We start from the raw sequence: 20,381 nt of genomic DNA, 5'->3' as shown, positions 1-20,381 counted from the left end.
TTCTGTTTGTTCGTCACGCCAGCAGGTTAGCAAATTCTGCTTGTCTTGAGGCAAATATGGGATAGAAATGGCAAGAATTTATCGCAGATTGTCGCTTGTGTGCCCCAACCGCGCTGGATCGCTGCCACCTGACGCCTGGTCTTGCGAAACGCCAATATCGTGACGCTTGTACCGGCCGAGAATCCCGTCTTTCATCCAACCTTGGAGTGGGATGGACGAATCTGGATCTCGGACTTCAAGCAACGCGACTTCTGGTCAGGTCCAATTTACCGCATCAAGAGGCCACCTCATGCGTTCTACCGTCCTTCAGCAACTCATCGCCGTCGCATTGCTCAGCAGCACGAGCGGTATTCTACTTGCACAGTCGCTGCCAGGAATCCTTCACGACCCGCTCCTTGAACTGGACAAGCGACAATGCGTGCCGAATCTTTTATCTGCTACATGGGTACGAAATCCGGAACAACCCCGAGCCTCCTCATTTCCCCAAGTATTCGACTGGTGGCCATGGATTGATCGTGATGGTCCGGGGTCCGGAATGCCTGATCATCGATAACGATGCCAGAGAAACATTCAGGAGTCCGGTTTTCAATGACGAATATCCCCAGGATATACATCAGAGGCTGGCAATCGACTTCGCCGCCCGGCTTTCCGCGGCCTTCGGCGGCAAAAAGAAGCTCCGGATCGAACTCCTGAACCAATACGTCGATCTGGATACGCTGCCGCAAGTGCTTCGCTACGCATTCAGAACTCTGCGTCTCACAAAATAAAAAAGCCGGCACATTCAAGCCGGCTCCCTCTCGAGCGCTACGTCATTCGCCCCTGGCAACACCTTCGCGGCGCGGATCGGCACCGCCGAACCACATCGGCACGCCTTTTACCATCACACGCTCGATGCCGTGCAGGCCCGACGTCTGCTCGCTGACCCGGATCGCGTGGCCACGTGCGCGCAGCACGTCGAGCGTGGCGTCGGGGAAGCGGCCCCGCTCCAGTTCGGTAGGACCGTTGCGGCTGCCGAAGTTCGGCAGCGCGATCGCCTGCTGCACGTTCAGGTCCCAGTCGAGCGTACCCACCAGCACCTTGGCCACATAATTGATGATGGCCGGGCCGCCCGGCGAGCCGATGGCGAGCACCAGCTTGCCGCTGGCGCGGTCGAACACGATCGTCGGCGACATCGCACTGCGCGGCCGCTTGTTCGCTTCGACGCGGTTGGCCACCGGGCCATCGGCGTCGCGCGCGCTGAACGAGAAGTCGGTCAACTGGTTATTCAGCATGAAGCCGTCGACCATCTGGCGTGAGCCGAACGCGTCTTCGATCGTCGTCGTCATGGCCAGGCCGGCGCCATTGCCGTCGACGACCGAGACGTGCGAGGTCGACGGCGTCTCGATCGCGTTGTCGGTGCCCCACGCTACTTCCATCCCGGGCGGCTTGCCGGCCTTGGCCTCGCCCATCGAGCGTGCGCCCACCATCCCGGCGCGCGCCGTCAGGTAGCCCTTGTCGATCAGGCTCGGGATGCCACGGCCCGGCAGCGGCACGAAGTCGGCGTCGGCGGCGTAGCGGTTGCGGTCGGCATAGGCCAGGCGTCCTACTTCCGAGAACACGTGCACAGCGTCCGCGCCCGGCACGCCGTCTTTCGGCGCAAGCGCCTTCATGTCGAAGGTCTCGAACATGCCCAGCATCTGCGCCACGGCGATCCCGCCCGACGATGGCGGCGGCATGCCGCACACGGTGTAGGCGCGGTAGTCGCTGCAGACGGGCTTGCGGACCTTGGGGCGGTAATCGGCGATGTCCTTGGCCGTCAGCAGCCCCGGATTGGTCGGGTGCGCGGCCACTTTGGCTGCAATGTCGCGCGCGAAGCGGCCCGTGTAGAACACGTCGGCGCCGCCGGCGGCGATCTCGCGCAGCGTAGCGGCCAGCGCCGGGTTCTTCAGGACGTGGCCAACCGGCCATGGTTTGCCGGCCGCGTCATAAAAATAGGCAGCGGCAACCGGGTCCTTGATCAGGAAGGTCTCGCCAGCGAGCATCTTGTGCATGCGCGGGCTGACCTTGAAGCCCTGCTCCGACAAGCGGATCGCTGGGGCGAACAGCGCCTTCCACGGCAGCTTGCCGTGCTGGCGGTGCGCCAGTTCCAGCATGCGCAGCACGCCCGGCGCGCCGACCGAGCGGCCACCGACCACGCCTTCGGTGCGCGACAGCGGCGTCCCGTCGGGCCGTTCGAACAGGTGCTCGTCGGCCTTGCTTGGCGCGGTTTCGCGGCCGTCGAACGCCTGAGTCTGCTTGCCGTCGTAATGGACCATGAACGCGCCGCCGCCGATGCCGGACGATTGCGGCTCGACCAGCGTCAGCACCAGTTGCGTGGCAATCGCGGCATCGATGGCGGCCCCGCCCTGGCGCAGGATCTGGTAGCCGGCTTCGACCGCCAGCGGATTGGCGGCGGTGACCATGTACTTCTTGGCCTGCCAGCCATTTTTCTCGGTGTAGCCGGTCGCCGCTTCGGGCGCGGCCTGCAGTGAATCCTGGGCCCACAGGGGCGTCGTCGCACCGGCCAATGCCAGGGCGAGCGCAAGCTTGCTGAGTGTGTTCAAACGGTTCTCCAAAATAGCAAACGGGCGCGTGACCTTAGGCCAGGCGCCCGACATCGAAGACATGCTACAGCATCTTCGACATGCTTTCAGGACACGTCCCCGAAGAACTACTTTGGCTGCATGCGAATCGCGCCGTCCAGACGGATCGTCTCGCCGTTGAGCATCACGTTTTCGATGATGGCGCGGGCCAGGTGGGCAAACTCCGTTGGCAGGCCCAGGCGCTGCGGGAACGGCACCATCTTGCCCAGCGAATCACGGACCTCTTGCGGCATGTTCATCAGCATTGGCGTCTCGAAAATGCCCGGCGCGATCGTCATCACGCGGATGCCGTTGCGCGACAGGTCGCGCGCCATCGGCAGCGTCAGACCGGCCACGGCCGCTTTGGACGACGCGTAGGCTGCCTGCCCCATCTGGCCGTCAAAGGCGGCAACCGATGCGGTGTTGATGATGATGCCGCGCTCGCCGTACTCGGCCGGCTCGGTCTTGCCCATGGCCTCGGCAGCCAGGCGCGCCATATTGAAGGTACCGACCAGATTGATGTTCACGGCGCGCTGGAACACGTCCAGCGGGTGCGCGCCATCCTTGCCGACGGTCTTGACGGCCGGCGCGACGCCGGCGCAGTTGACCAGGCCGCGCAGCACGCCCAGCCCAACGGCCGCATCTACGACAGCCTGGGCATCGGCTTCCTGGGTGACGTCACAGCGAACGAACTGCCCCTTCAACTCGTCGGCCAGTGCCTGGCCAGCTTCGGCCTGGACGTCAGCGATGACGACGGTCGCGCCATTCGCGGCGAGCATGCGCGCGGTGGCCGCGCCAAGACCGGACGCGCCGCCGGTGACAATGAAAACGTTATCCTGGATGTGCATGGTTGTCCCTTGTGAAAATTCTTGTACCGCTATTTTGCCCGGCTTTAACGTTTACGTAAACGTAAAGTGGGCACATCAAGAACGTTCGGGACGACGAGTGCAGTCAGTTCAGAAGCACTGCACCGTGGTGCCACTGCGGTTGCACAGGCGACCGGCGCTGTTCACGCTCGAGCTGCCGACAGCACCTGCCGTGGTGGCGCCGGTGGTGTCGGTGCAGGTTGCGCCGATGCACGGGGCGACCTGGCTGGTCGTTGGCACGACCGGCGTCGGCGCGCCCGTGGCCGGAGCGACAACCGTCGGGGCATTCGGCGACGCCAGGCGCCCCGCACTATCGATCTGCTGCTGGACCGAACGACGGGCGACCGGTTGCACGCCCTGCTCCTGCTGGGTCTTCGGTGCTGGCGTTGGCTGTGGACGCACGTTCTGCGGCGCCGGATGCGTGGCCGGGTCGATGTCCTTCAGGCGCGATGGCTCCTGGCGGCCCGTGGCTTTTTCTTCCTGGGTTTTCGGCTGCATGTCGATCGGCGCGGCCGGCGTCGAGGTTTGCTGGCCGTCGAGGGATGGACGGTATGTCTCGCCCGTGGCGGGCTGACCCTGGGTAGCACCTGTCGTCTGGGCGCCGGCGCTGGCAGCGGCAAGCGCCAGCAGCATGGCGAGGATGGTGTTGTTCTTGTTCATGGGAGACCTCTCAGGGTTGTAGACAGATAACTTATTATCGTCTTGCCAACCCGCACACGGCGCACGGGAAACAATTGCTCACAATTGTACGGCGTAATGACAATCACAGGCCTGAAATGCAGCGATCCCGCGCAGGCAGGGCCGGCGCGGGATCGCTGGGGTGGTACTGGACGGACGACTTATTCGGCCAGCGCGGCAAACGCGTTGTCACGCACCTGCTCGACCGGGCCGACGCCCGAGATGCGGCGGTATTTTGGCGCGCCTGGCAGGCCCGACTCGGCCCACTTGCCGTAGTAGCCAAGCAGCACCTTGGTCTGGTTGTGGTATACCTCGAGGCGCTTCGAGACGGTTTCTGCCTTGTCGTCGTCGCGCTGGATCAGCGGCTCGCCCGTGATGTCATCGGTATCGTCGACTTTTGGCGGATTGAACTTGACGTGGTACACGCGGCCCGACGCAGCGTGCGAGCGGCGGCCGGTCATGCGTTCAAGGATCATGTCATCCGGGACATCGATCTCGAGAACGTAATCGATGTTCACGCCGCTGTCCTTCATCGCTTCGGCTTGCGCGATGGTGCGCGGGAAGCCGTCGAACAGATAGCCGTTCTGGCAGTCTGCGTCCTTCAGGCGCTCTTTGACCAGGCCGATGATGATGTCGTCCGACACGAGCTGGCCGGCATCCATCACTTTTTTGGCGGCCAGGCCCAGTTCAGTCCCTGCCTTGATCGCCGCGCGCAGCATGTCGCCGGTCGAGATTTGGGGGATGCCGAACTTTTCCTTGATGAAGTTGGCCTGGGTGCCCTTGCCGGCACCGGGTGCTCCTAACAGAATGAGACGCATGAGTTTCCTGAGATTCTAGAAAATAGAGAAAAGTAAAATGGCGAATACGGTGATCTTTTTGATATGGCGCAGACTTCGTTGACACGGAAGTTACCACAAAAGTTGGCGTAAAAGCCAGCCGCAAGCCGTTGCAGTGAGGATATTTGATCCTGCGCAGACGGCCCGGCTATACCCTTGCGACGTGCGTCAAGACGTGTAATGCAGGCGTACGCGCGCCAGATCGTCGGGGGTGTCGACGCCCGCTGGCGGTGCGCTATCCGTGATATGCACGGCGATCGGCACACCGTGCCACAGCACGCGCAGCTGCTCCAGCGCCTCGATCGACTCGAGCGGCGACACTGCCATGGCGGGATACGCCTGCAAGAACGCATTGCTGTAGGCATACAGGCCAATGTGACGCAGCGGCGCATAGCCGGCAGGCAGCGACTCGAGCGTCTGGGCGAACGCATCGCGGTGCCAGGGAATCGTGGCGCGCGAGAAATACAGTGCGCGCCCGTTCTTGTCGAGCACGACCTTGACGACGTTCGGGTTGAACACGTCGGCCGCATCGAGAATCGGATGCGCGCAGGTGGCCATCGGGACGTCGGCGCTGATCCGGGCGGCACAGGCCGCCAACAGGCGCGGGTCGATCAATGGTTCGTCACCCTGCAGGTTGACGACGACGTCATCCGGCGCCAGGCCCAGCACGTGCGCCACTTCGGCGATGCGGTCGGTGCCCGACGGGTGATCGGCGCGCGTGAGCACGGCGCTCACGCCATGCTCGGCGCAGGCGGCGGCAATGTCCGCGTGGTCGGTGGCGACGATGATCCGGGTTGCGCCTGATTCACGCGCCCGTTCGGCCACGCGCACCACCATCGGCTTGCCGCCCAGATCGGCCAGCGGCTTGTTCGGCAGGCGGGTCGACGCCAGGCGCGCCGGGATGATGACGGTAAAGTTCATGCAGGCCGATCAGACAGGCGCGATCTTGCGCGCCTGGTCGGCCCACATGATCGGGATGCCGTCGCGGATCGGATAGGCGAGACGGTCGGCGCGGCAGGTCAGCTCCTGCGCCTTCTTGTCGAGTTCGAGCGGACCCTTGCACAACGGGCAGACCAGGATATCAAGCAGGCGAGCGTCCACGACATTTCTCCACGATTTGTTCAGCCAGCGCAGGGTCGAGCTGCGCCGTCACAGGCACGACCCACAAGCGCGGATCGTCCTTCAGATGTTCAATTTTCCGACATTTTACTGCATCCTTCTCCGTGATCAGAATGATCTCGGCGTCCAGAGCGGCGAACGGGTCGTCCAGGAAGTCGTGATGGTCGGGCAAGGCCAGTTCGCCAGGCGCCAGGCCCGCCGCGCGCAGCATCGTGAAGAAGCGCCCCGGATTGCCGATGCCGGCTGCGGCGACGATGCGTTTGGCGCGCAGTTCGGCCAGCGGCACGCGTTCGCCACCGTTCAATGGCTCGGCGTACTGGCCCGACAGCAGCATGCGGTACGGGGCGCCGCCGACGGCCCGGGCCAGCGCCGGCGTGATCTCGGGGACATTGACCACGGTGAAATCACGGCGGCGCGACGGCGGCTCGCGCAGCGGCCCGGCCGGCAGCAGCCAGCCATTGCCCACGCCACGCCCGTCGAACAGGACGATCTCGATGTCGCGCGCCAGCGCATAGTGCTGCAGGCCATCGTCGGTGATGAGCACGTCCACGTCCGGGTGCGCCGCCAGCAGCGCCCTGCCCGCCTCGGCGCGCTCGCGGCCAATGACGACCGGGCAGCCGGTGCGCTGGGCGATCAGGAGCGGCTCGTCGCCCACGACGCGCGGATCGGACCCTGGCGTGACGGCGCGCGGCGCGCCATCCTTGCCAGCATCGCCACCGTGACCGCGCGAGATGATGCCCGGCCGCATGCCGGCCGCGCGCAGGGCCTCGGCCAGCCAGATCGTCAGCGGGGTCTTGCCAGTGCCACCAATGAAGATGTTGCCAACGACGATGACGGGCACGGGCAAGCGCTCTGACGCCTTGATGCCGGACTGGAACAGCCGGCGGCGCAGGGCGGCCAGCGCCCCGAATAGCAGCGCCACCGGCAACAGCGCGACGGCAAGCGGGCCGCGCCGCAACCACGCACGGGTCAGGGTTGTTTCGAGGGAAGATGCCATGCGGGAGGATGCCGGCCCGCTTGACGCGGGCCGGTGAGGTTACTTGCCGGTGCCGGTCTGGGCAGCGAAGGTCAGCTTGTCGTAGCCGGCCACACGCGCTGCTTCCAGCACATTGATCACCATCTGGTGCATGGCGAACTGGTCGGCATTGACGATGACGACCGGGCTGGCGACCACCTGGCCGTCCGGCGTGCGCGCCGCCGTGCGCATGTCCTGCGCCAGGCCTGCCACGCTGGTGAACGCCACGGGCGTGTTATTGACCGTGTAGTTGCCCTTGGCGTCGACCGTGACATTGATCTCGAACGGCTTTTGCGCCTGCTTCTCGGCCTCGGCCGTCGGTAAGGTGATCTGCAGCTCGGTGAACTTGCTGTAGGTGGTCGAGACCATCAAAAAGATCAGGACCACGAGCAGCACGTCGATGAACGGGATCAGGTTGATCTCCGGATCCTCACGCTTGCGGCCACGGCGAAAGTCCATCATTTGCGGGCACCGTGGACGACGTCGACAAATTTCACGGCCTGCAGTTCCATGTCGACGATATAGGTGTCGACCAGATTGCGGAAGTGACGGTAGGCGACCAGGGCCGGCATGGCGATGGCCAGGCCGAAACCGGTGTTGTACAGCGCCACCGAGATGCCATGCGCCAGTTGCGCCGGGTTGTTGCCGCCGGTCGGGGCCGAGGCGCCGAAGATCTCGATCATGCCGACCACCGTGCCGAACAGGCCCATCAGCGGCGCGAGCGACGCGATGGTGCCGAGCGTGGTCAGGAAACGTTCGAGGTTCTGGGCCACACCGCGGCCGGCTTCCTCGATCGACTCCTTCATGACGTCGCGTGGCGCGTCGACGTTACGCAGCGCAGCCGCCAGCACGGTGCCCAGCGGCGAATTCTGTTCCAGCTTGTTGATGACGTCCGGCGTGGCCTTGCCCGTATGGTGTACACGGATGACTTCGTCGAGAAGGTTGCGTGGGAGGATTTTCTCGCGGCGCAGCGTGATCAGGCGTTCGACGATGAGGGCGACGGCAACGATCGACGCGAACAGCAGGAACCAGATAGGCCAGCCTGCGGCTTGAAAAATGGCGAGCAAGAGATACTCCTGAGAGGATAAAAGTCAATCCGGCAATGTAGCAAGTTGGCAGCGAAGCGGCAAGTAGAGTTCTGCACACCTTCTGTGGATAAAATTGTGCGCAAGGCGCGTGACACCACCCAAGCACGTTGATTTCAAAGGGCTTTCTGCGCCTGCGCAAGAAAATGGCAGTCTCATGACTCGGTGCCGTTATGCAATGACACCATGGTTTTTTCGACAACGCTTCTGCGGGCACGTGTAGTTGCGAACACATTCTGTGGACAAAATTGTGCGCAAGGCCCCTGAACAACATCTAAGCTGTTGATTTCAAAGGATTTCGTTTACGCGCCTGTTTTGGAGGCAGTGTTGCATCAGTTTGCTCAACACGTATAGCTGTGTAGTTCCACACACTTATTGTGGACAAAAGTGTGCGCAAGACGTCGTTTATGACACTAAGCTATTGATTTTAATCAGCAAACACGTAGCGCTTAAAATTTGAGCATATGGCCTGAATCACGCCTGAAACACGTCGTATTCCCTACCATTGCCATGTTTATTCGGCCTTAGCGCCCGTTGTTCACAGAATATTCGCCCTGTGCACACTTTATGTGGATAAGAGTGTGAGGAAGCATAAAGTTAGGAGTGTAAGTCATTGATTTCATTAACAACCAATCGTACTGCTTTAAAATTAAGCAGCTTGGTTGGTATCGATCGGGTGGATTCGCAATACAACTTTCCGGCGTAAAAAGCCGTCCAGCCACAAACAAAAGGTGTGCACAGATTCTGTGGACAACTTTGTGATCAAGCCTGCTGTAATGGCCCTAAGTCATTGTTTTGTAATAAATCCACCTCTCCTGCTCAATCCGCGCGCAGCGTCATGTCCTATGAATGAGTTCCCCACAGTTTGTGTGGATAAACCGCTCTCAAACGACATTACTGACCCTGCAACCTCTTGATTTCAAACCCATTTCAATAGATTGCATTGAAAAGCAGCAATAATCGGCTTCAGCGACCGGATTGCCATCGAACCCGGACACATCGCCAGGGCGGCTATAATCGTCCTCTCCGATTTTTCGCGACCGACCATGTTCCCGACCAGCGACGCCGACTCCGCCTACACGCCCTCTGCCGTTCTGAGCGTTACTGCGCTGAACCAGCAAGTGACGCGCCTGCTCGAGCGTACTTTTCCACTGACTTGGATCGGCGGCGAAATTTCCAATTTCACGCGTGCGGCGTCGGGCCACTGGTATTTCACGCTCAAGGACGATGCGGCCCAGGTGCGCGCCGTGATGTTCCGTGGCCGCGCACAGTCGGCCGGCTTCATCCCGCGCGAAGGCGACAAGGTCGAGGTCCGCGCCCTCGTGACGCTGTACGGCGCGCGCGGCGACTACCAGATCAATGTCGAGGCGATCAGGCGCGCCGGCGTTGGCCAGTTGTACGAGGCATTCCTGCGCCTGAAGGAAAAGCTGGCGGCGCAAGGCATGTTCGACGCCGACCGCAAGCGGCCGCTGCCGCTGTTCCCGCGCAGCATCGGCATCGTCACGAGCCCGGGCGCCGCGGCGCTGCGCGATGTGCTCACGGCGCTGCGCCGACGCGCGCCCCACGTACACGTGGTGCTCTACCCCACCCCGGTCCAGGGCCAGTTCGCTGCGGACAAGATTGCCGAGGCGATCATGACGGCTTCGCGCCGTGGCGAAGTCGACGTGTTGCTGGTGTGCCGCGGCGGCGGCTCGATCGAAGACCTGTGGAGTTTTAACGAAGAATGCGTGGCGCGCGCGATCGATGCCTGCGCCATTCCCGTGGTCTCGGGCGTGGGCCACGAAACCGACGTGACCATCGCCGACTTCGCTGCCGACGTGCGCGCCGCGACGCCAACTGCCGCCGCCGAACTGGCCGCCACGCCCCGCGCCGACTGGCTCGCATCGCTCCATGGCGACGCGCTCGACCTGCAGCGCGCGATGGACCGCCGCTTGTCCGACGCCAGCCAGGGCCTGGATAACCTGAGCCGCCGCCTGCTGAGCCCGTCAGCGCAGATCGGCCACCAGCGCCTGAAGTTACTGGCATTGGCCACGGCCATAACGCATGCGGTCAAGCTGCCCATCAACCGCCAGGGACTCGTGCTGGCGCAATTGCAGCAGCGCTGGAGCCGGCACCGGCCCGACATGCGCGCACTGCGGGCGCAACTCGCCTCGGACGGGCGTCACCTGCACACCAGCCTGCGCAACAACCTCAAGGGCCGTCGCGATGCGTTGATGGGCCTGGCGGCGCAGCTCGAACTGCTCAACCCGCAGCGCACCCTCGAGCGCGGCTACGCCATCGTGCGCGATGGCAAAGGCCAGATTGTGCGCGACCCGGCGCAGATCCACGCACGCGACACGCTGCACATCCGCCTGGCCGATGGCAGCGCCGAGGTTGGTGTAGCGCAGGTGCAGAGCGTGCTCGAGTAACGAATCCTGTCCGAAAGGAAAGAGAATGCAGTCATGCAATATTGCTGCAGCCGGTTTAGAATAGCGCCGCTATCAGAACTGCAACCTTTCCAACCCAACAAGGATTTATCATGGAACACACCCTGCCAGCACTGCCGTATGCCAAGGACGCCCTGCAACCGCATATCTCGGCCGAGACCCTGGAATACCACCACGGCAAGCATCACCAGACCTACGTGACCAACTTGAATAACCTGATCAAGGGCACCGAGTTCGAAGAGATGCCACTGGAAGAGATCGTCAAGAAGTCGTCGGGCGGCGTGTTCAACAATTCGGCACAGGTCTGGAACCACACCTTCTTCTGGCACTGCATGACCCCGAACGGCGCCGCACCGAGCGGCAAGGGGCTGGACGCAATCAATGCCAAATGGGGTTCGGTCGAAAAGTTCAAGGAAGAGTTCAACAAATCGGCACTGAGTAACTTCGGTTCGGGCTGGACCTGGCTGGTGCAAAAGGCCGACGGCAGCGTCGACATCGTTAATACGTCGAACGCCGCCACGCCACTGACCACGACCGACAAGCCGCTGCTGACGGCCGATGTCTGGGAACACGCGTACTACATCGACTACCGCAACGCGCGCGCAAAGTTCCTGGAAGCGTTCTGGAACGTGGCCAACTGGGACTTCGTCAACCAGAACATGGCTTGAAGTAAATGAGTCACTGAAGGTCACGCGCTGTCCGGCGTGACGATGTGCAACGGCCCGCGCAAGCGGGCCGTTTGCATGCTGGCGCTCAGTCTCCCCCGCCGCCACCGCCGCCGCAACTGCTGCCACCGCCACAACTGCTGCTGCTGCTGCTGCTGCCACCACTATCGCCACCATCGCTTCCGCCGCCGTGGCAGTTGAGGTCGGCGTCACAGTCGCGCATCGCGTTGTCACTGCCACCATCACCGACGTAATAGGTGCCTGACCCCGTATCCAGCCCCCGTTTTTCCCGCAGGGCCGCGGCATAGTCTGCCTGGCTGATCAGGTTTGCCAGCAGCAGCGCCCGCAGTGTCAGCTCGGGATGCGGCCGTGCGCGTCCGGCCATCCTGCCGTTCGCATCCAGGCGGCTGTACACGATGTCCTCATCTTGCAACGCGTAGCCATGACCATATGGCATGCGCAACGTGGCATCAAGGCGGAACAATGCGGGCAAGCCCCGTACCCGCGAGCGCGCGTCTTCGTGTTCACGACAACCAACGAGCACACGCGGCAATGCCAGCGCATCGAGCATGGTGTGGGGAAGATGGTCGATCGGCTTGCCGAAGTGGCGGCGGCAGAAGTGCGCCAGATTCACGGGATCCCATGCCATCCACGCATGCCAGACCGAGTCGGCGGCCAGCGATGGCAACGCGCACGGCTCGCGCCGGTCTGCCGCGACCTCGAAAAAGCGCATCAGTCCGGTCGCTGCATGCATGAAAAAGAGTGCGTTGTCCGGTATGCCGGGAAATTCTTTCCCGCTAGTGCGCTGCCAGAACGGAAACAGCCCAGGCGAGAGATCCTCCAGCTGCGGCCGATAGCCGGACTGCCGGATGTGCCGCAGCACGCGTACTTTGACGACCAGGTTCATGGCGTTTTCCAAGGGTGTCAGGACGTGGTTGGATGACCGGAATCTTCGACGACGGATCCCTGTTCGTCAAGTCGGAAACCCTCATGACCAGCCTGCCTGGTTCTGAAGCAAGTCTGAATCTACGCCCTGACGTTCCGTGATAATTTCCGTCGTAGCAACATTGGTCATGCAATGCGTCCACCGTGCGGTCATCTATCGTCAACGCGTCACAACCCGGGAATCAACGTGGAATTCATCCGAACCAGGCAATTGGTGCACCGTCTGCCCCGCGCAGCGCGTCTCTGCAGCATCGCCTGCATCGCCATGGCGTTCAGCACGCCAGCGGCCGCAGCCGACTTCAACCCTGCCGATACCTCGGTACAAATGTTCCGCTGGAAGTGGAACGACATCGCCAGGGAGTGCACGAACTGGCTCGGGCCACAGGGCTACGGCGCGGTGCAGATCTCGCCACCGCATGCATCGCGCAAGCTGGACTTCTGGTACGACGTCTATCAGGCCGTCAATTACACCAGGCTCGACAGCCGGATGGGCACGGAAGCCGAGTTGCAGGCCATGATCAACACCTGCCATGCGGCCAAGGTGCGCATCTACGCCGACGTGGTCGTCAATCAGATGGCCGACGGCGCCGGCACCGGCACGGCCACCGATGGCAGCAGCTGGAATGCCGCCACGCAAAGCTACCCCCATTTCAGCGCACCCGACTTCCATGCCGCATGCGTTATCCAGGGCGGTGACTACAGCCTGGCCGACCGCACCAAGGTGACGAGCTGCCGCCTCAACAACCTGCCTGACCTGAATACCGGCGCCAGTTATGTGCAGGGCCAGATCCGCAACTATCTGAACAAGCTCGTGGCCATGGGCGTGGACGGTGTGCGGCTGGACGCCGCCAAGCACATGGCGCCGGGCGACATTGCCGGCTTCCTCAATGGCGTATCCCGGACGACCAAGGCCGGTGAGCCCCTGTGGTTCACACAGGAGGTGATCCCGGACAGTGGCGTCAAGGCAAATGCCTATCTGGCCACTGGCTCGGTCAACGAGTTCCATTACGTCTATGCGATGAAGGAAATGTTCCAGAATGTGAATGGCGCCGCCGTGGCGGACCTGCCCAGGTTGATGGGTTCGCCAAGCGCCGGCTGGGGCGGGACCTGGGGCTTCATCCCCAGCGACAAGGCGACCGTGTTCATCAACAACTGGGATTCGGAACGCGGCGAACATGCCCCGAGTTCGCTCGTGGCCAGCAACTTCACGGGCGTTCCCAACGACACGCAAGGCACCAAGCGCTACCAGCTGGCCAATGTCCTGATGCTGGCCTGGCCCTACGGCGCGGCGCAAGTGCATTCGGGCTTTCGCTTTACCCGGACCGAACAGCCGCCACCAGCCACCAGCCCGTTCGACGCGAATGGCAAGCCGCTGATCAACCAGGCATGGGACTTCATCCACCGCTGGCCCGAGATCTCGAACATGGTCGGGTTTCGCGCGGCCACATCGGGCCAGGGCGTCGATAATTTTGTCACCGGCACGCGCAACCAGATCGCCTTTTCGCGTGGCAGCAAGGGCTTTGTCGCGATCAATAACGACTCAGCGGCCTGGACCACGACGCATGCGACCGGCCTGCCGCCTGGCACCTATTGCAACGTCATCAATGGCCAGCTCAATGCCGCCAAAACTGGTTGCAGCGGCGACGCCGTGGTGGTCCCGGCCAATGGCGTCATCAAGTTCACGCTGGGCAGCGTACATGGGGCGGCCGTGCCGGCGCTGGCACTGCACGCCAACCAGAAGGTCGGCGCCAGCGCGTCACGCAGCACGAATGGTGCCAACTGAGGATCGTGTGCGCGCCTTGATCGGACAACCGGGCGCATCTGATGCGCCCGGTTGTCGTCAAACTGTAATGACTTGTCTCGCTTCTCGCAGGATCTGCCATTCCGGCGCACTGGCCGCTACAATGGCCGATCGAGGAGAAATTGAATGCACCGTGTAATGTTGGTGGAAGACGATGCGCGCCTGGCCGAGCTCGTCTCCGAATACCTGTCCAGTTACGAGTTCGCGGTTGACCTCGTCACCCGCGGCGACATCGCGCTCGAGCGTTTCAAGGAACTGTCGCCCGACGTCGTGATCCTTGACCTGATGTTGCCGGGCCTGGACGGCATGGTGGTATGCCGCCAGATCCGCGAGCATTCGGACGTCCCGATCCTGATCCTGACCGCGCGCGAAGATTCGTACGATGAAGTCTCGGGCCTGGAGCAAGGCGCTGACGATTTCGTCAACAAGCCGGTCCAGCCGCGCGTGCTGCTGGCACGCCTGCGCGCGCTGATGCGGCGCGCCCAGGCCAAGTCAGGTGTCGATTCGCGCATCCTGCAATTTGGCGCGCTGCGCATCGTCACGAGCGACCGCAGCGTCGTCTGGCGCGGTCAGCCGTGCATCCTGTCGAATACCGAATACAAATTGCTGCTGGTACTGGCCGAGGCGGCCGGCCGCGTGCTCTCGCGCGACGCCCTGCTCAAGAAGATGCGCGGGATCGAGTTCGATGGCCTCGACCGCAGTATCGACAACTGCATCTCGAAGCTGCGCCGCAAGTTCGACGATGCCGATTCAGAAAAGATCAAGACGGTGTGGGGCGAAGGCTACCTGTTTTCGCCATCGGCCTGGAATTGACGGCGCTTCAGCCCGCAACGCGATTACGCACCCGTAAAAAGCTGGGGTCAGGTCTGACATTCAGACACGGCCTCAGCCTTAGCCATTTCTTATAGTCCCTTGCCCAGTATTCGCATGGCCCGGCACCAGCTAGTTCCGACTACCTGATTGTCGAGCTCGTGTCCGAATGTCAGACCTGACCCCCGCTTTTTTACTTATTCGAACACCGGCACGATCGCTAGCGGCGCGTGGTACGTGACGAGCTGGGTCGCGTCTGTTGGCGCGAAGCGGTAGGTGACGGCCGGGAAATCGTCATCGATGTCGCCGGTGAACGCTGGCGCGCGTGTGACTGGCAGGACGGTCTCGGCGCTACCGGACCGCACCCGGGCGCCGGCATCGGTACTTGTCTTGGGAAACACGAGCCGCACGCCCACGCACGCCTGGCTGCGCGCCGAGGCGTCGACGTGGCGGGCAAAGCCCAGCGCCTGCTCGCAGGCGGCGCGCAGTTCGGTCGCGTCGTACGAGCCATCGGCGCGCAGTGCCAGCGAGATGCGCGGGCGCACCGTGAAGCCGCCCAGCGGCCGGTTGGGTGCCAGCACGGCGTTCTCGTCGTAGGCGGCCTTGAGCAGCGGCAGCGTCGTGCGGCCAAGTGGATCGAGTGCCAGGCTGGTCTGCAGCGTGCGGCCCTTGATCAGCAGGCTCGCGCCATCTTCCAGCATCCCTTTGGCACGCGGGCGTACCTGCAGCTGATTCTGCAGCAGATGCTTGGGGCCGCCATATTTGTCGAATACCACCATCGCGCGGTAGGCGTCCCGATAGCTCACCCATTCGTCGGCACGCACCTGCGCGACGGCAACGCCTGCCGTCAGCAGCAGGGTCACGCAGGCGGAGAGGTGTACGCGTTGCATCATCAGAAGCGGAAAGCGAAGGCGGTCGAAACCGTCACGTTGGTGGGCCGCTCGACGAGCGGGCTATGGCGAACGCTGCCGGTCAGGCGCGTCGCTTGCACGTTGGTGGTGAGCATCCAGGACGGACCGAGCGCCCAGTTCCAGCGCGCGCCGGCGTGCACATCCTTCAGGCCGCCTCCAGGGCGGTACACGGGATTGTCGCTGGTCCAGGCGTCGTTCTCGCTCACGCCAAAATAACTCTGGTTATAGTCGCGGTTGACCAGCGTGAGCCCCGCATTGAACGAGACCGTGTGCTGTGGCGCAATGGCCACGGCCAGGCGCTGCACGCCCACCGTCATGCGCGCACCATCGCGCTCGCTACCGGAGCCGATCAGCACACTGCTGGTGAGACGCCACGCGGGATTCAGGTAATAGTTGAGGAACGCGCCGCCTTCGATACGTGCATCCACGTCCGGCATGCCGGCCAGCGGGTTGTCGCGCCGCATGCGCGCCGCGAGCGGCATCATGGTCGCAACGCCGACGCCATCGACGATGCCGCCCGAGCCGGACTCGTCGCGGCTGGCGTGGAGCGATATCAATGGCCCGAATTCAAGCGTGGGATCGGTCGACATGTGCATCCCGGCGCTCATGCCGGAAATGAATATCCCATTGCTCCACTGCACCTGCAGCACTGGCAGGACCGATGTCTTCGTATTTGCCGCGCCCTCATAGCGCGCCCGTGACACAGCGCCCAGCCCCGCATACATATCGTGGCTGCCGTCGGGCATCGGGTTGGTGGCCGGCGTCTGCGCGCTCGCAACACCACTTGCTGCAGCGAGGGCCAGGGCGAAGAACTGTTTCATCGTGATGGCGTTCCGGGAGTTCGTGTGCTGATATTTTACGTCGAGCAAGCTTCGCTCTCCCAATCGCATGATGGCAACGCAGACGCTTTCGCTCTGGCACAAATAAAAAAACCCACTGACACTTGCGCATCAGTGGGCAAACGGAAACCCTGATGATGCGACTGATGGTAAGCGTTGCGCCGCTGTGAATCACCCTTCAGATGTCCACCAATTGTCGTCAATTTGTAAGGCGATGCCCGTGCGCCGGCGTGGATGCTGACGGTTGCGCCCTTGCCGCTGTACAATCTCCGGCTCAGGAGAAACCATGCTTTTGGCCGCGCTTCATCACCGACAGTCACCCGGGATGCACCCGTGAACCGGCTATTTTTCCGGTTTTTCGTGGTCGTCATGCTGGCGATCACGGCCGCGACCTTCCTCATCTACTTCGCCTTTGCGCGCCTGTTCGGCGATCCGCTGGAAGACATTGCACGGCGCCAGGCGGCGGGCCAGATTTTCCTGATCGAACACTATGTGGACGAAGCGCCCGGCGACGAGTGGCTCACGCGTCTGAACAATGTGCGTGAAGTCTCGCCGGTGCGCTATGACCTGCTGCCGCTGGCCGCCGCGCGCGCCCGCTTCGATGGCGCCCGGCGTGCGGCGCTCGATCGCGGCGCGATTGTCCTGGATATCGGCGAACGCGCCCTGTATCGGCGCGTCGACCTGGCGGGCGAACGCTATATCGGCAGCAACGATGACGTGCTGCATGCGCAAAACCTGCCGATCGATATCGGCAAGGAGCTCAAGAAGGAGCTGCTGCGCTTCGTCATCGTCGCCCTCGCCCTGCTGCTGCCGATTGCCCTGTGGTCGCGTTCGCACTGGCGCGCACTGCAATCGCTGTCACGGATGGCCGACGAGTTTGGCGCTGGCAAGCTGTCGGCACGCGCCCAGCTCGCCCCTTCCGAGATCGTCTATCCGCTGGCCGAACGCATCAACGATATGGCCGGGCGCATCGAAGCGCTGATGGGCGCGCAGCGCAGCCTGCTGCATTCGGTCTCGCACGAATTGCGTACGCCGATTGCGCGCCTCGAATTCGGCCTTGAATTGCTGGACGCGCGCGCCAACGATCCGGACCTGCGCCGCCGCATCGCCGCGATGGAGGGCGACGTGCGCGAACTGAACGACCTGGTGAGAGAGCTGCTCGATATGAGCAAACTCGACAGCGCCGGCACGCTGCAGGGCGCCACGGTGGATCTGGCCGCGCTGCTGCGCGACTGCTGCGCCACGCTGCCGCCGTCGCCCCAGGACGTCAGTTGTCAGCTCGCGGACGGGCTCGGTACGATCGACGGCGACGCCCGCCTGCTGGCGCGCGCCATCGGCAACCTGCTGCGCAACGCCCAGAAATATGCCAGCAGCCGGGTCGTGCTGTCGGCCACACGGGGACCAACCGGCATCGAGATGACCGTCGACGACGACGGCCCCGGCATCCCCGACGCCGAGCGCGACAAGGTGTTCGAGCCGTTCTACCGGCTCGACCGCAGCCGCGACCGCGCCACCGGCGGCTTCGGCCTCGGCTTGTCGATCGCGCGCAAGGCGGTGCTGTTGCACGGCGGGACGCTGGAGGTGGCGACGTCCGGTCTTGGCGGCGCGCGCTTCGTCATGCGGCTGCCGCTGTCCATCGAGGCTCCCGCATGAACGAACGCTTCCTCATCACGACCCTGTGCGCGCTGGCCTTGCTGTCGACCGTCGGCGCATCCCTGCCCTACCCGATGCTGGCGCCGCTGTTTGCCGACGGCAGCATCCACGGCCTGAACAGCTTCCTTGGCTTGCCGCCCAAGCTGTTGCTGGGTATTGCGCTGATGATCAATCCGCTGGGCCTGCTGATCGGCAGCGCGGTGCTGGGGCCCCTGTCGGATGGCTTCGGCCGGCGCCGCGCGCTGCTGCTGACGACCGTGGGCGCAGCGTTCGGCCACTTGCTCACGGCCGCCGCGATGGTCATGGAATCGTATCTGCTGTTCCTCGCAGCGCGCTTCTTCACCGGCCTGCTCGAAGGCAATGGCGCCGTCATGCGCGCCCTCGTGATCGAACGCGTCAAGGGGCCGCTGCGCAATCACGCGCTGTCCTGGCTCAATGGTGCCTTTAATCTGGGCTGGCTCGTCGGGCCGCTGCTGGGCGGTTTCACGATGGCCTATGGCGCAGAAGTCCCGTTCGGCATCGCCGCGGTCGCGCTGCTGCTGGGTACGCTCGGCGTGTTCCTGACGATCCCGGCGACGCCACCGGCCACGCACGGCCTGCGCTGGTGGACCGTGGCGCGTGAACGCCATGCGCTGACGCTGCTGCGCCACGGGCCGCTGCGCACGCTGTTCATCATCCATCTGGGCTATTGCTGCGGCGTCGCGTCGCTGTACGAGTACTTCCCGTTGTGGCTGGTCGATATCGGCGGCTACGATGCGCGCCAGATTTCGCTGGTGAACATGGGCATGTGCGCGTTGATGACCACTGCCGCGCTGTTTGCCGGCCACGCCAGCCTCGTCGAGGGCCGCCTGCGCGCCGGCTGGTTTGCAGCGGTGGGCGCCACGGCGATCCTGTGCGTGGGCTTTGGCAACCTGGGGCTCGGGATCGCCGGCATCGTCCTGTTCGGCGTGCCGCATGCGTTCTACAACACGGCGTTGCAAACCTGGTCGGCCGATACGTTTGCGGAGTACGGCCAGGGTTCGGTCATGGCGCTGCTGTCGACCATTTTCTGCCTGGCCAATATCCTGATGGCGCTGTTGGGCGCCGTGCTGACGCTGATCGACACGCGACTGGTGCTGGTCGTCGGGGGTGTCCTGGCGGCGTGCGCCTCGGTGGCGCTGCGGCGCTGGAGTGCCAGCGCCCGGACCATGCCCGCGGTATCGCCGGTGGAATAATAAAGCGCCATCACACCAGGCTACCTGACTGTGTCGACCATCTCCACCTCGGCGTCGAGCCAGACCGTTGGCTTCGCGTTCAGCATCGACACGGGGTTCACGTCCAACTTGAACTTCAATGACCTGGGCGAACCGGAGACGCGTATCTCGGCGTCGGAATCAGCCAGCGGTTGTGGCCCGCACAGGTCGGGGCACAGAGAAACCGCATCGGGCGGGACGACTTGCACAAAGGCGCGGGCATACGTGCCGGTCTTTTTCGACACTGCCATGACGCCTGATACCGCTACAGGGAGCTTTTTGCCCTTTTTTAACATGTGACAGCCGTGAATCTGCGCGAGGTGCCAGGAAGCAGCGTTGCCGCCGTCGGCGTACACGGGAATCTTGCCGCTGACCTTGCAAAGCTCGGTGATCCTGAAGACTTGCCCGTTGGCTGCCTCGATCAATGTCACGGTGACCGTCATGCTGGCCTGGCGCAGCAAGGGTGGTTTGTCCGGCGGTGGCGGAAATGCCAGCGCAGGGGACATGCTTGCCAGCAGCATGATTGCCATGAATAACCTGTCGCACCGTCGTGTCAATCGCATCGGACATTTACCTACTGGTGTCACACGTGCTCCGATCTTATGGGCATGCCATGAAAAAGGCGCAGTCAACGTTAAATAGAGACTAGCTTTGAACTGACGAGTAGTCCAGTAGTCCAACCCCTGTCCCCAACGTCAGGAGTCGATCATGAAAGCGCCACGTTTCAAAGGCTGGTTCGCAAAACTGCCTTCGCTGAACCAGCCGCAGCGCCGGCAAGTGCTGGATGCCCTGCATCCTGCAGCCGGGCTCGATCAGGTGGTTGCGCTCATCACTGAGGTCAGAGCGCCAGGCCGTTGTTGCCCCAGATGCGGCAACGGGCACTGCTACCGGCATGGGTTC

General features: G+C 63.2%; 20 protein-coding genes and 1 pseudogene. 7 read left to right on the top strand and 14 right to left on the bottom strand.

From position 1 onward, the window contains the following. Positions 1–437: 437 nt before the first annotated feature. From AC56LW_RS21055 to AC56LW_RS21010, 10 genes are all read right to left on the bottom strand, one after another. Positions 438–785: a hypothetical protein gene (locus AC56LW_RS21055; protein ID WP_499637318.1), complete on the bottom strand. Its 348-nt coding sequence runs from the start codon at positions 783–785 to the stop codon at positions 438–440. 24 nt (positions 786–809) lie between these two features. Further along, positions 810–2,582 (bottom strand): gamma-glutamyltransferase, encoded by a 1,773-nt coding sequence (gene ggt, locus AC56LW_RS21050; RefSeq protein ID WP_499637316.1) that lies wholly within the window; start codon positions 2,580–2,582, stop codon positions 810–812. 107 nt (positions 2,583–2,689) lie between these two features. Next, entirely contained in the window at positions 2,690–3,448 is a 759-nt protein-coding gene (locus AC56LW_RS21045) for a 3-hydroxyacyl-CoA dehydrogenase (protein WP_499637315.1), read from the bottom strand. 108 nt (positions 3,449–3,556) lie between these two features. Continuing rightward, positions 3,557–4,126: a hypothetical protein gene (locus AC56LW_RS21040; protein ID WP_499637313.1), complete on the bottom strand. Its 570-nt coding sequence runs from the start codon at positions 4,124–4,126 to the stop codon at positions 3,557–3,559. 179 nt (positions 4,127–4,305) lie between these two features. Next, the gene (adk, locus tag AC56LW_RS21035) at positions 4,306–4,962 is read right to left on the bottom strand and encodes an adenylate kinase (protein WP_258836150.1); all 657 of its coding nucleotides are present in this window, start codon (positions 4,960–4,962) and stop codon (positions 4,306–4,308) included. Between the two features lie 186 nt (positions 4,963–5,148). After that, the gene (gene kdsB / locus AC56LW_RS21030) at positions 5,149–5,901 is read right to left on the bottom strand and encodes a 3-deoxy-manno-octulosonate cytidylyltransferase (protein WP_183550167.1); all 753 of its coding nucleotides are present in this window, start codon (positions 5,899–5,901) and stop codon (positions 5,149–5,151) included. 9 nt (positions 5,902–5,910) lie between these two features. Beyond that, positions 5,911–6,081, bottom strand: coding sequence for a Trm112 family protein (locus tag AC56LW_RS21025; protein WP_332533402.1), 171 nt, complete (start codon positions 6,079–6,081; stop codon positions 5,911–5,913). Further along, entirely contained in the window at positions 6,062–7,096 is a 1,035-nt protein-coding gene (lpxK, locus tag AC56LW_RS21020; RefSeq protein WP_499637310.1) for a tetraacyldisaccharide 4'-kinase, read from the bottom strand. The genes AC56LW_RS21025 and lpxK overlap by 20 nt, the downstream gene beginning before the upstream one ends. A gap of 39 nt (positions 7,097–7,135) precedes the next feature. Further along, positions 7,136–7,573, bottom strand: a complete 438-nt coding sequence (locus AC56LW_RS21015) for an ExbD/TolR family protein (protein ID WP_332533441.1) — start codon at positions 7,571–7,573, stop codon at positions 7,136–7,138. Continuing rightward, the gene (locus AC56LW_RS21010) at positions 7,573–8,181 is read right to left on the bottom strand and encodes a MotA/TolQ/ExbB proton channel family protein (RefSeq protein WP_183550160.1); all 609 of its coding nucleotides are present in this window, start codon (positions 8,179–8,181) and stop codon (positions 7,573–7,575) included. The genes AC56LW_RS21015 and AC56LW_RS21010 overlap by 1 nt, the downstream gene beginning before the upstream one ends. Before the next feature lie 1,064 nt (positions 8,182–9,245). Here AC56LW_RS21010 and xseA point away from each other — a divergent pair. Both xseA and AC56LW_RS21000 read left to right on the top strand, forming a co-directional pair. Further along, positions 9,246–10,607: an exodeoxyribonuclease VII large subunit gene (xseA, locus tag AC56LW_RS21005; protein WP_499637309.1), complete on the top strand. Its 1,362-nt coding sequence runs from the start codon at positions 9,246–9,248 to the stop codon at positions 10,605–10,607. Positions 10,608–10,717: 110 nt separating this feature from the next. Then, positions 10,718–11,293, top strand: a complete 576-nt coding sequence (locus tag AC56LW_RS21000) for a superoxide dismutase (RefSeq protein WP_499637307.1) — start codon at positions 10,718–10,720, stop codon at positions 11,291–11,293. 85 nt (positions 11,294–11,378) lie between these two features. Here AC56LW_RS21000 and AC56LW_RS20995 read toward each other — a convergent pair whose 3' ends face one another. Continuing rightward, positions 11,379–12,197 carry a UCP032817 domain-containing protein gene (locus tag AC56LW_RS20995; RefSeq protein WP_499637305.1) on the bottom strand — a complete coding sequence of 273 codons (819 nt, stop codon included), beginning with the start codon at positions 12,195–12,197 and terminating at the stop codon, positions 11,379–11,381. A 252-nt stretch (positions 12,198–12,449) separates the two neighbouring features. Between AC56LW_RS20995 and AC56LW_RS20990 the strand changes: the two genes are divergently transcribed. Next, on the top strand, positions 12,450–14,018 hold the full coding sequence (locus AC56LW_RS20990; RefSeq protein ID WP_499637303.1) for an alpha-amylase: 1,569 nt from the start codon (positions 12,450–12,452) through the stop codon (positions 14,016–14,018). 144 nt (positions 14,019–14,162) lie between these two features. Continuing rightward, entirely contained in the window at positions 14,163–14,849 is a 687-nt protein-coding gene (locus AC56LW_RS20985; RefSeq protein ID WP_332533397.1) for a response regulator, read from the top strand. A 194-nt stretch (positions 14,850–15,043) separates the two neighbouring features. On the opposite strand, the gene AC56LW_RS20980 is transcribed toward AC56LW_RS20985, so the two are convergent. Together AC56LW_RS20980 and AC56LW_RS20975 are read right to left on the bottom strand one after the other, a co-directional pair. Then, on the bottom strand, positions 15,044–15,739 hold the full coding sequence (locus tag AC56LW_RS20980) for a hypothetical protein (RefSeq protein WP_499637301.1): 696 nt from the start codon (positions 15,737–15,739) through the stop codon (positions 15,044–15,046). Next, positions 15,739–16,578: a MipA/OmpV family protein gene (locus AC56LW_RS20975; RefSeq protein WP_499637299.1), complete on the bottom strand. Its 840-nt coding sequence runs from the start codon at positions 16,576–16,578 to the stop codon at positions 15,739–15,741. The genes AC56LW_RS20980 and AC56LW_RS20975 overlap by 1 nt, the downstream gene beginning before the upstream one ends. A gap of 351 nt (positions 16,579–16,929) precedes the next feature. On the opposite strand from AC56LW_RS20975, the gene AC56LW_RS20970 reads away from it, so the two are divergent. Together AC56LW_RS20970 and AC56LW_RS20965 are read left to right on the top strand one after the other, a co-directional pair. After that, positions 16,930–18,249, top strand: coding sequence for an ATP-binding protein (locus AC56LW_RS20970; RefSeq protein ID WP_499637297.1), 1,320 nt, complete (start codon positions 16,930–16,932; stop codon positions 18,247–18,249). After that, a complete protein-coding gene (locus AC56LW_RS20965) occupies positions 18,246–19,463 on the top strand; it encodes an MFS transporter (RefSeq protein WP_499637295.1) in 1,218 nt (405 codons plus the stop codon). The genes AC56LW_RS20970 and AC56LW_RS20965 overlap by 4 nt, the downstream gene beginning before the upstream one ends. Positions 19,464–19,483: 20 nt before the next feature. Here AC56LW_RS20965 and AC56LW_RS20960 read toward each other — a convergent pair whose 3' ends face one another. After that, positions 19,484–20,011 (bottom strand): hypothetical protein, encoded by a 528-nt coding sequence (locus AC56LW_RS20960; RefSeq protein ID WP_499637293.1) that lies wholly within the window; start codon positions 20,009–20,011, stop codon positions 19,484–19,486. 178 nt (positions 20,012–20,189) lie between these two features. Between AC56LW_RS20960 and AC56LW_RS20955 the strand changes: the two are divergent. Then, positions 20,190–20,381: pseudogene (locus AC56LW_RS20955) on the top strand (IS1595 family transposase); the annotation flags it as partial.

The sequence above is a fragment of the Telluria sp. LT2P80 genome (assembly GCF_059685955.1).
Note: the sequence above shows the minus strand (reverse complement) of the source record. Positions and strands in the feature narration are given on the sequence as shown.

Excerpts from the sequence above, each read along its gene's own strand:
- adk (WP_258836150.1), bottom strand. The coding sequence starts at position 4,962 with ATGCGTCTCATTCTGTTAGGAGCACCCGGTGCCGGCAAGGGCACCCAG.
- AC56LW_RS20995 (WP_499637305.1), bottom strand. The coding sequence starts at position 12,197 with ATGAACCTGGTCGTCAAAGTACGCGTGCTGCGGCACATCCGGCAGTCC.
- AC56LW_RS20985 (WP_332533397.1), top strand. The coding sequence starts at position 14,163 with ATGCACCGTGTAATGTTGGTGGAAGACGATGCGCGCCTGGCCGAGCTC.
- AC56LW_RS21015 (WP_332533441.1), bottom strand. The coding sequence starts at position 7,573 with ATGGACTTTCGCCGTGGCCGCAAGCGTGAGGATCCGGAGATCAACCTG.
- AC56LW_RS21000 (WP_499637307.1), top strand. The coding sequence starts at position 10,718 with ATGGAACACACCCTGCCAGCACTGCCGTATGCCAAGGACGCCCTGCAA.
- kdsB (WP_183550167.1), bottom strand. The coding sequence starts at position 5,901 with ATGAACTTTACCGTCATCATCCCGGCGCGCCTGGCGTCGACCCGCCTG.
- xseA (WP_499637309.1), top strand. The coding sequence starts at position 9,246 with ATGTTCCCGACCAGCGACGCCGACTCCGCCTACACGCCCTCTGCCGTT.
- AC56LW_RS20975 (WP_499637299.1), bottom strand. The coding sequence starts at position 16,578 with ATGAAACAGTTCTTCGCCCTGGCCCTCGCTGCAGCAAGTGGTGTTGCG.
- AC56LW_RS21045 (WP_499637315.1), bottom strand. The coding sequence starts at position 3,448 with ATGCACATCCAGGATAACGTTTTCATTGTCACCGGCGGCGCGTCCGGT.
- AC56LW_RS20960 (WP_499637293.1), bottom strand. The coding sequence starts at position 20,011 with ATGGCAATCATGCTGCTGGCAAGCATGTCCCCTGCGCTGGCATTTCCG.
- AC56LW_RS21040 (WP_499637313.1), bottom strand. The coding sequence starts at position 4,126 with ATGAACAAGAACAACACCATCCTCGCCATGCTGCTGGCGCTTGCCGCT.
- AC56LW_RS20980 (WP_499637301.1), bottom strand. The coding sequence starts at position 15,739 with ATGATGCAACGCGTACACCTCTCCGCCTGCGTGACCCTGCTGCTGACG.
- AC56LW_RS20965 (WP_499637295.1), top strand. The coding sequence starts at position 18,246 with ATGAACGAACGCTTCCTCATCACGACCCTGTGCGCGCTGGCCTTGCTG.
- lpxK (WP_499637310.1), bottom strand. The coding sequence starts at position 7,096 with ATGGCATCTTCCCTCGAAACAACCCTGACCCGTGCGTGGTTGCGGCGC.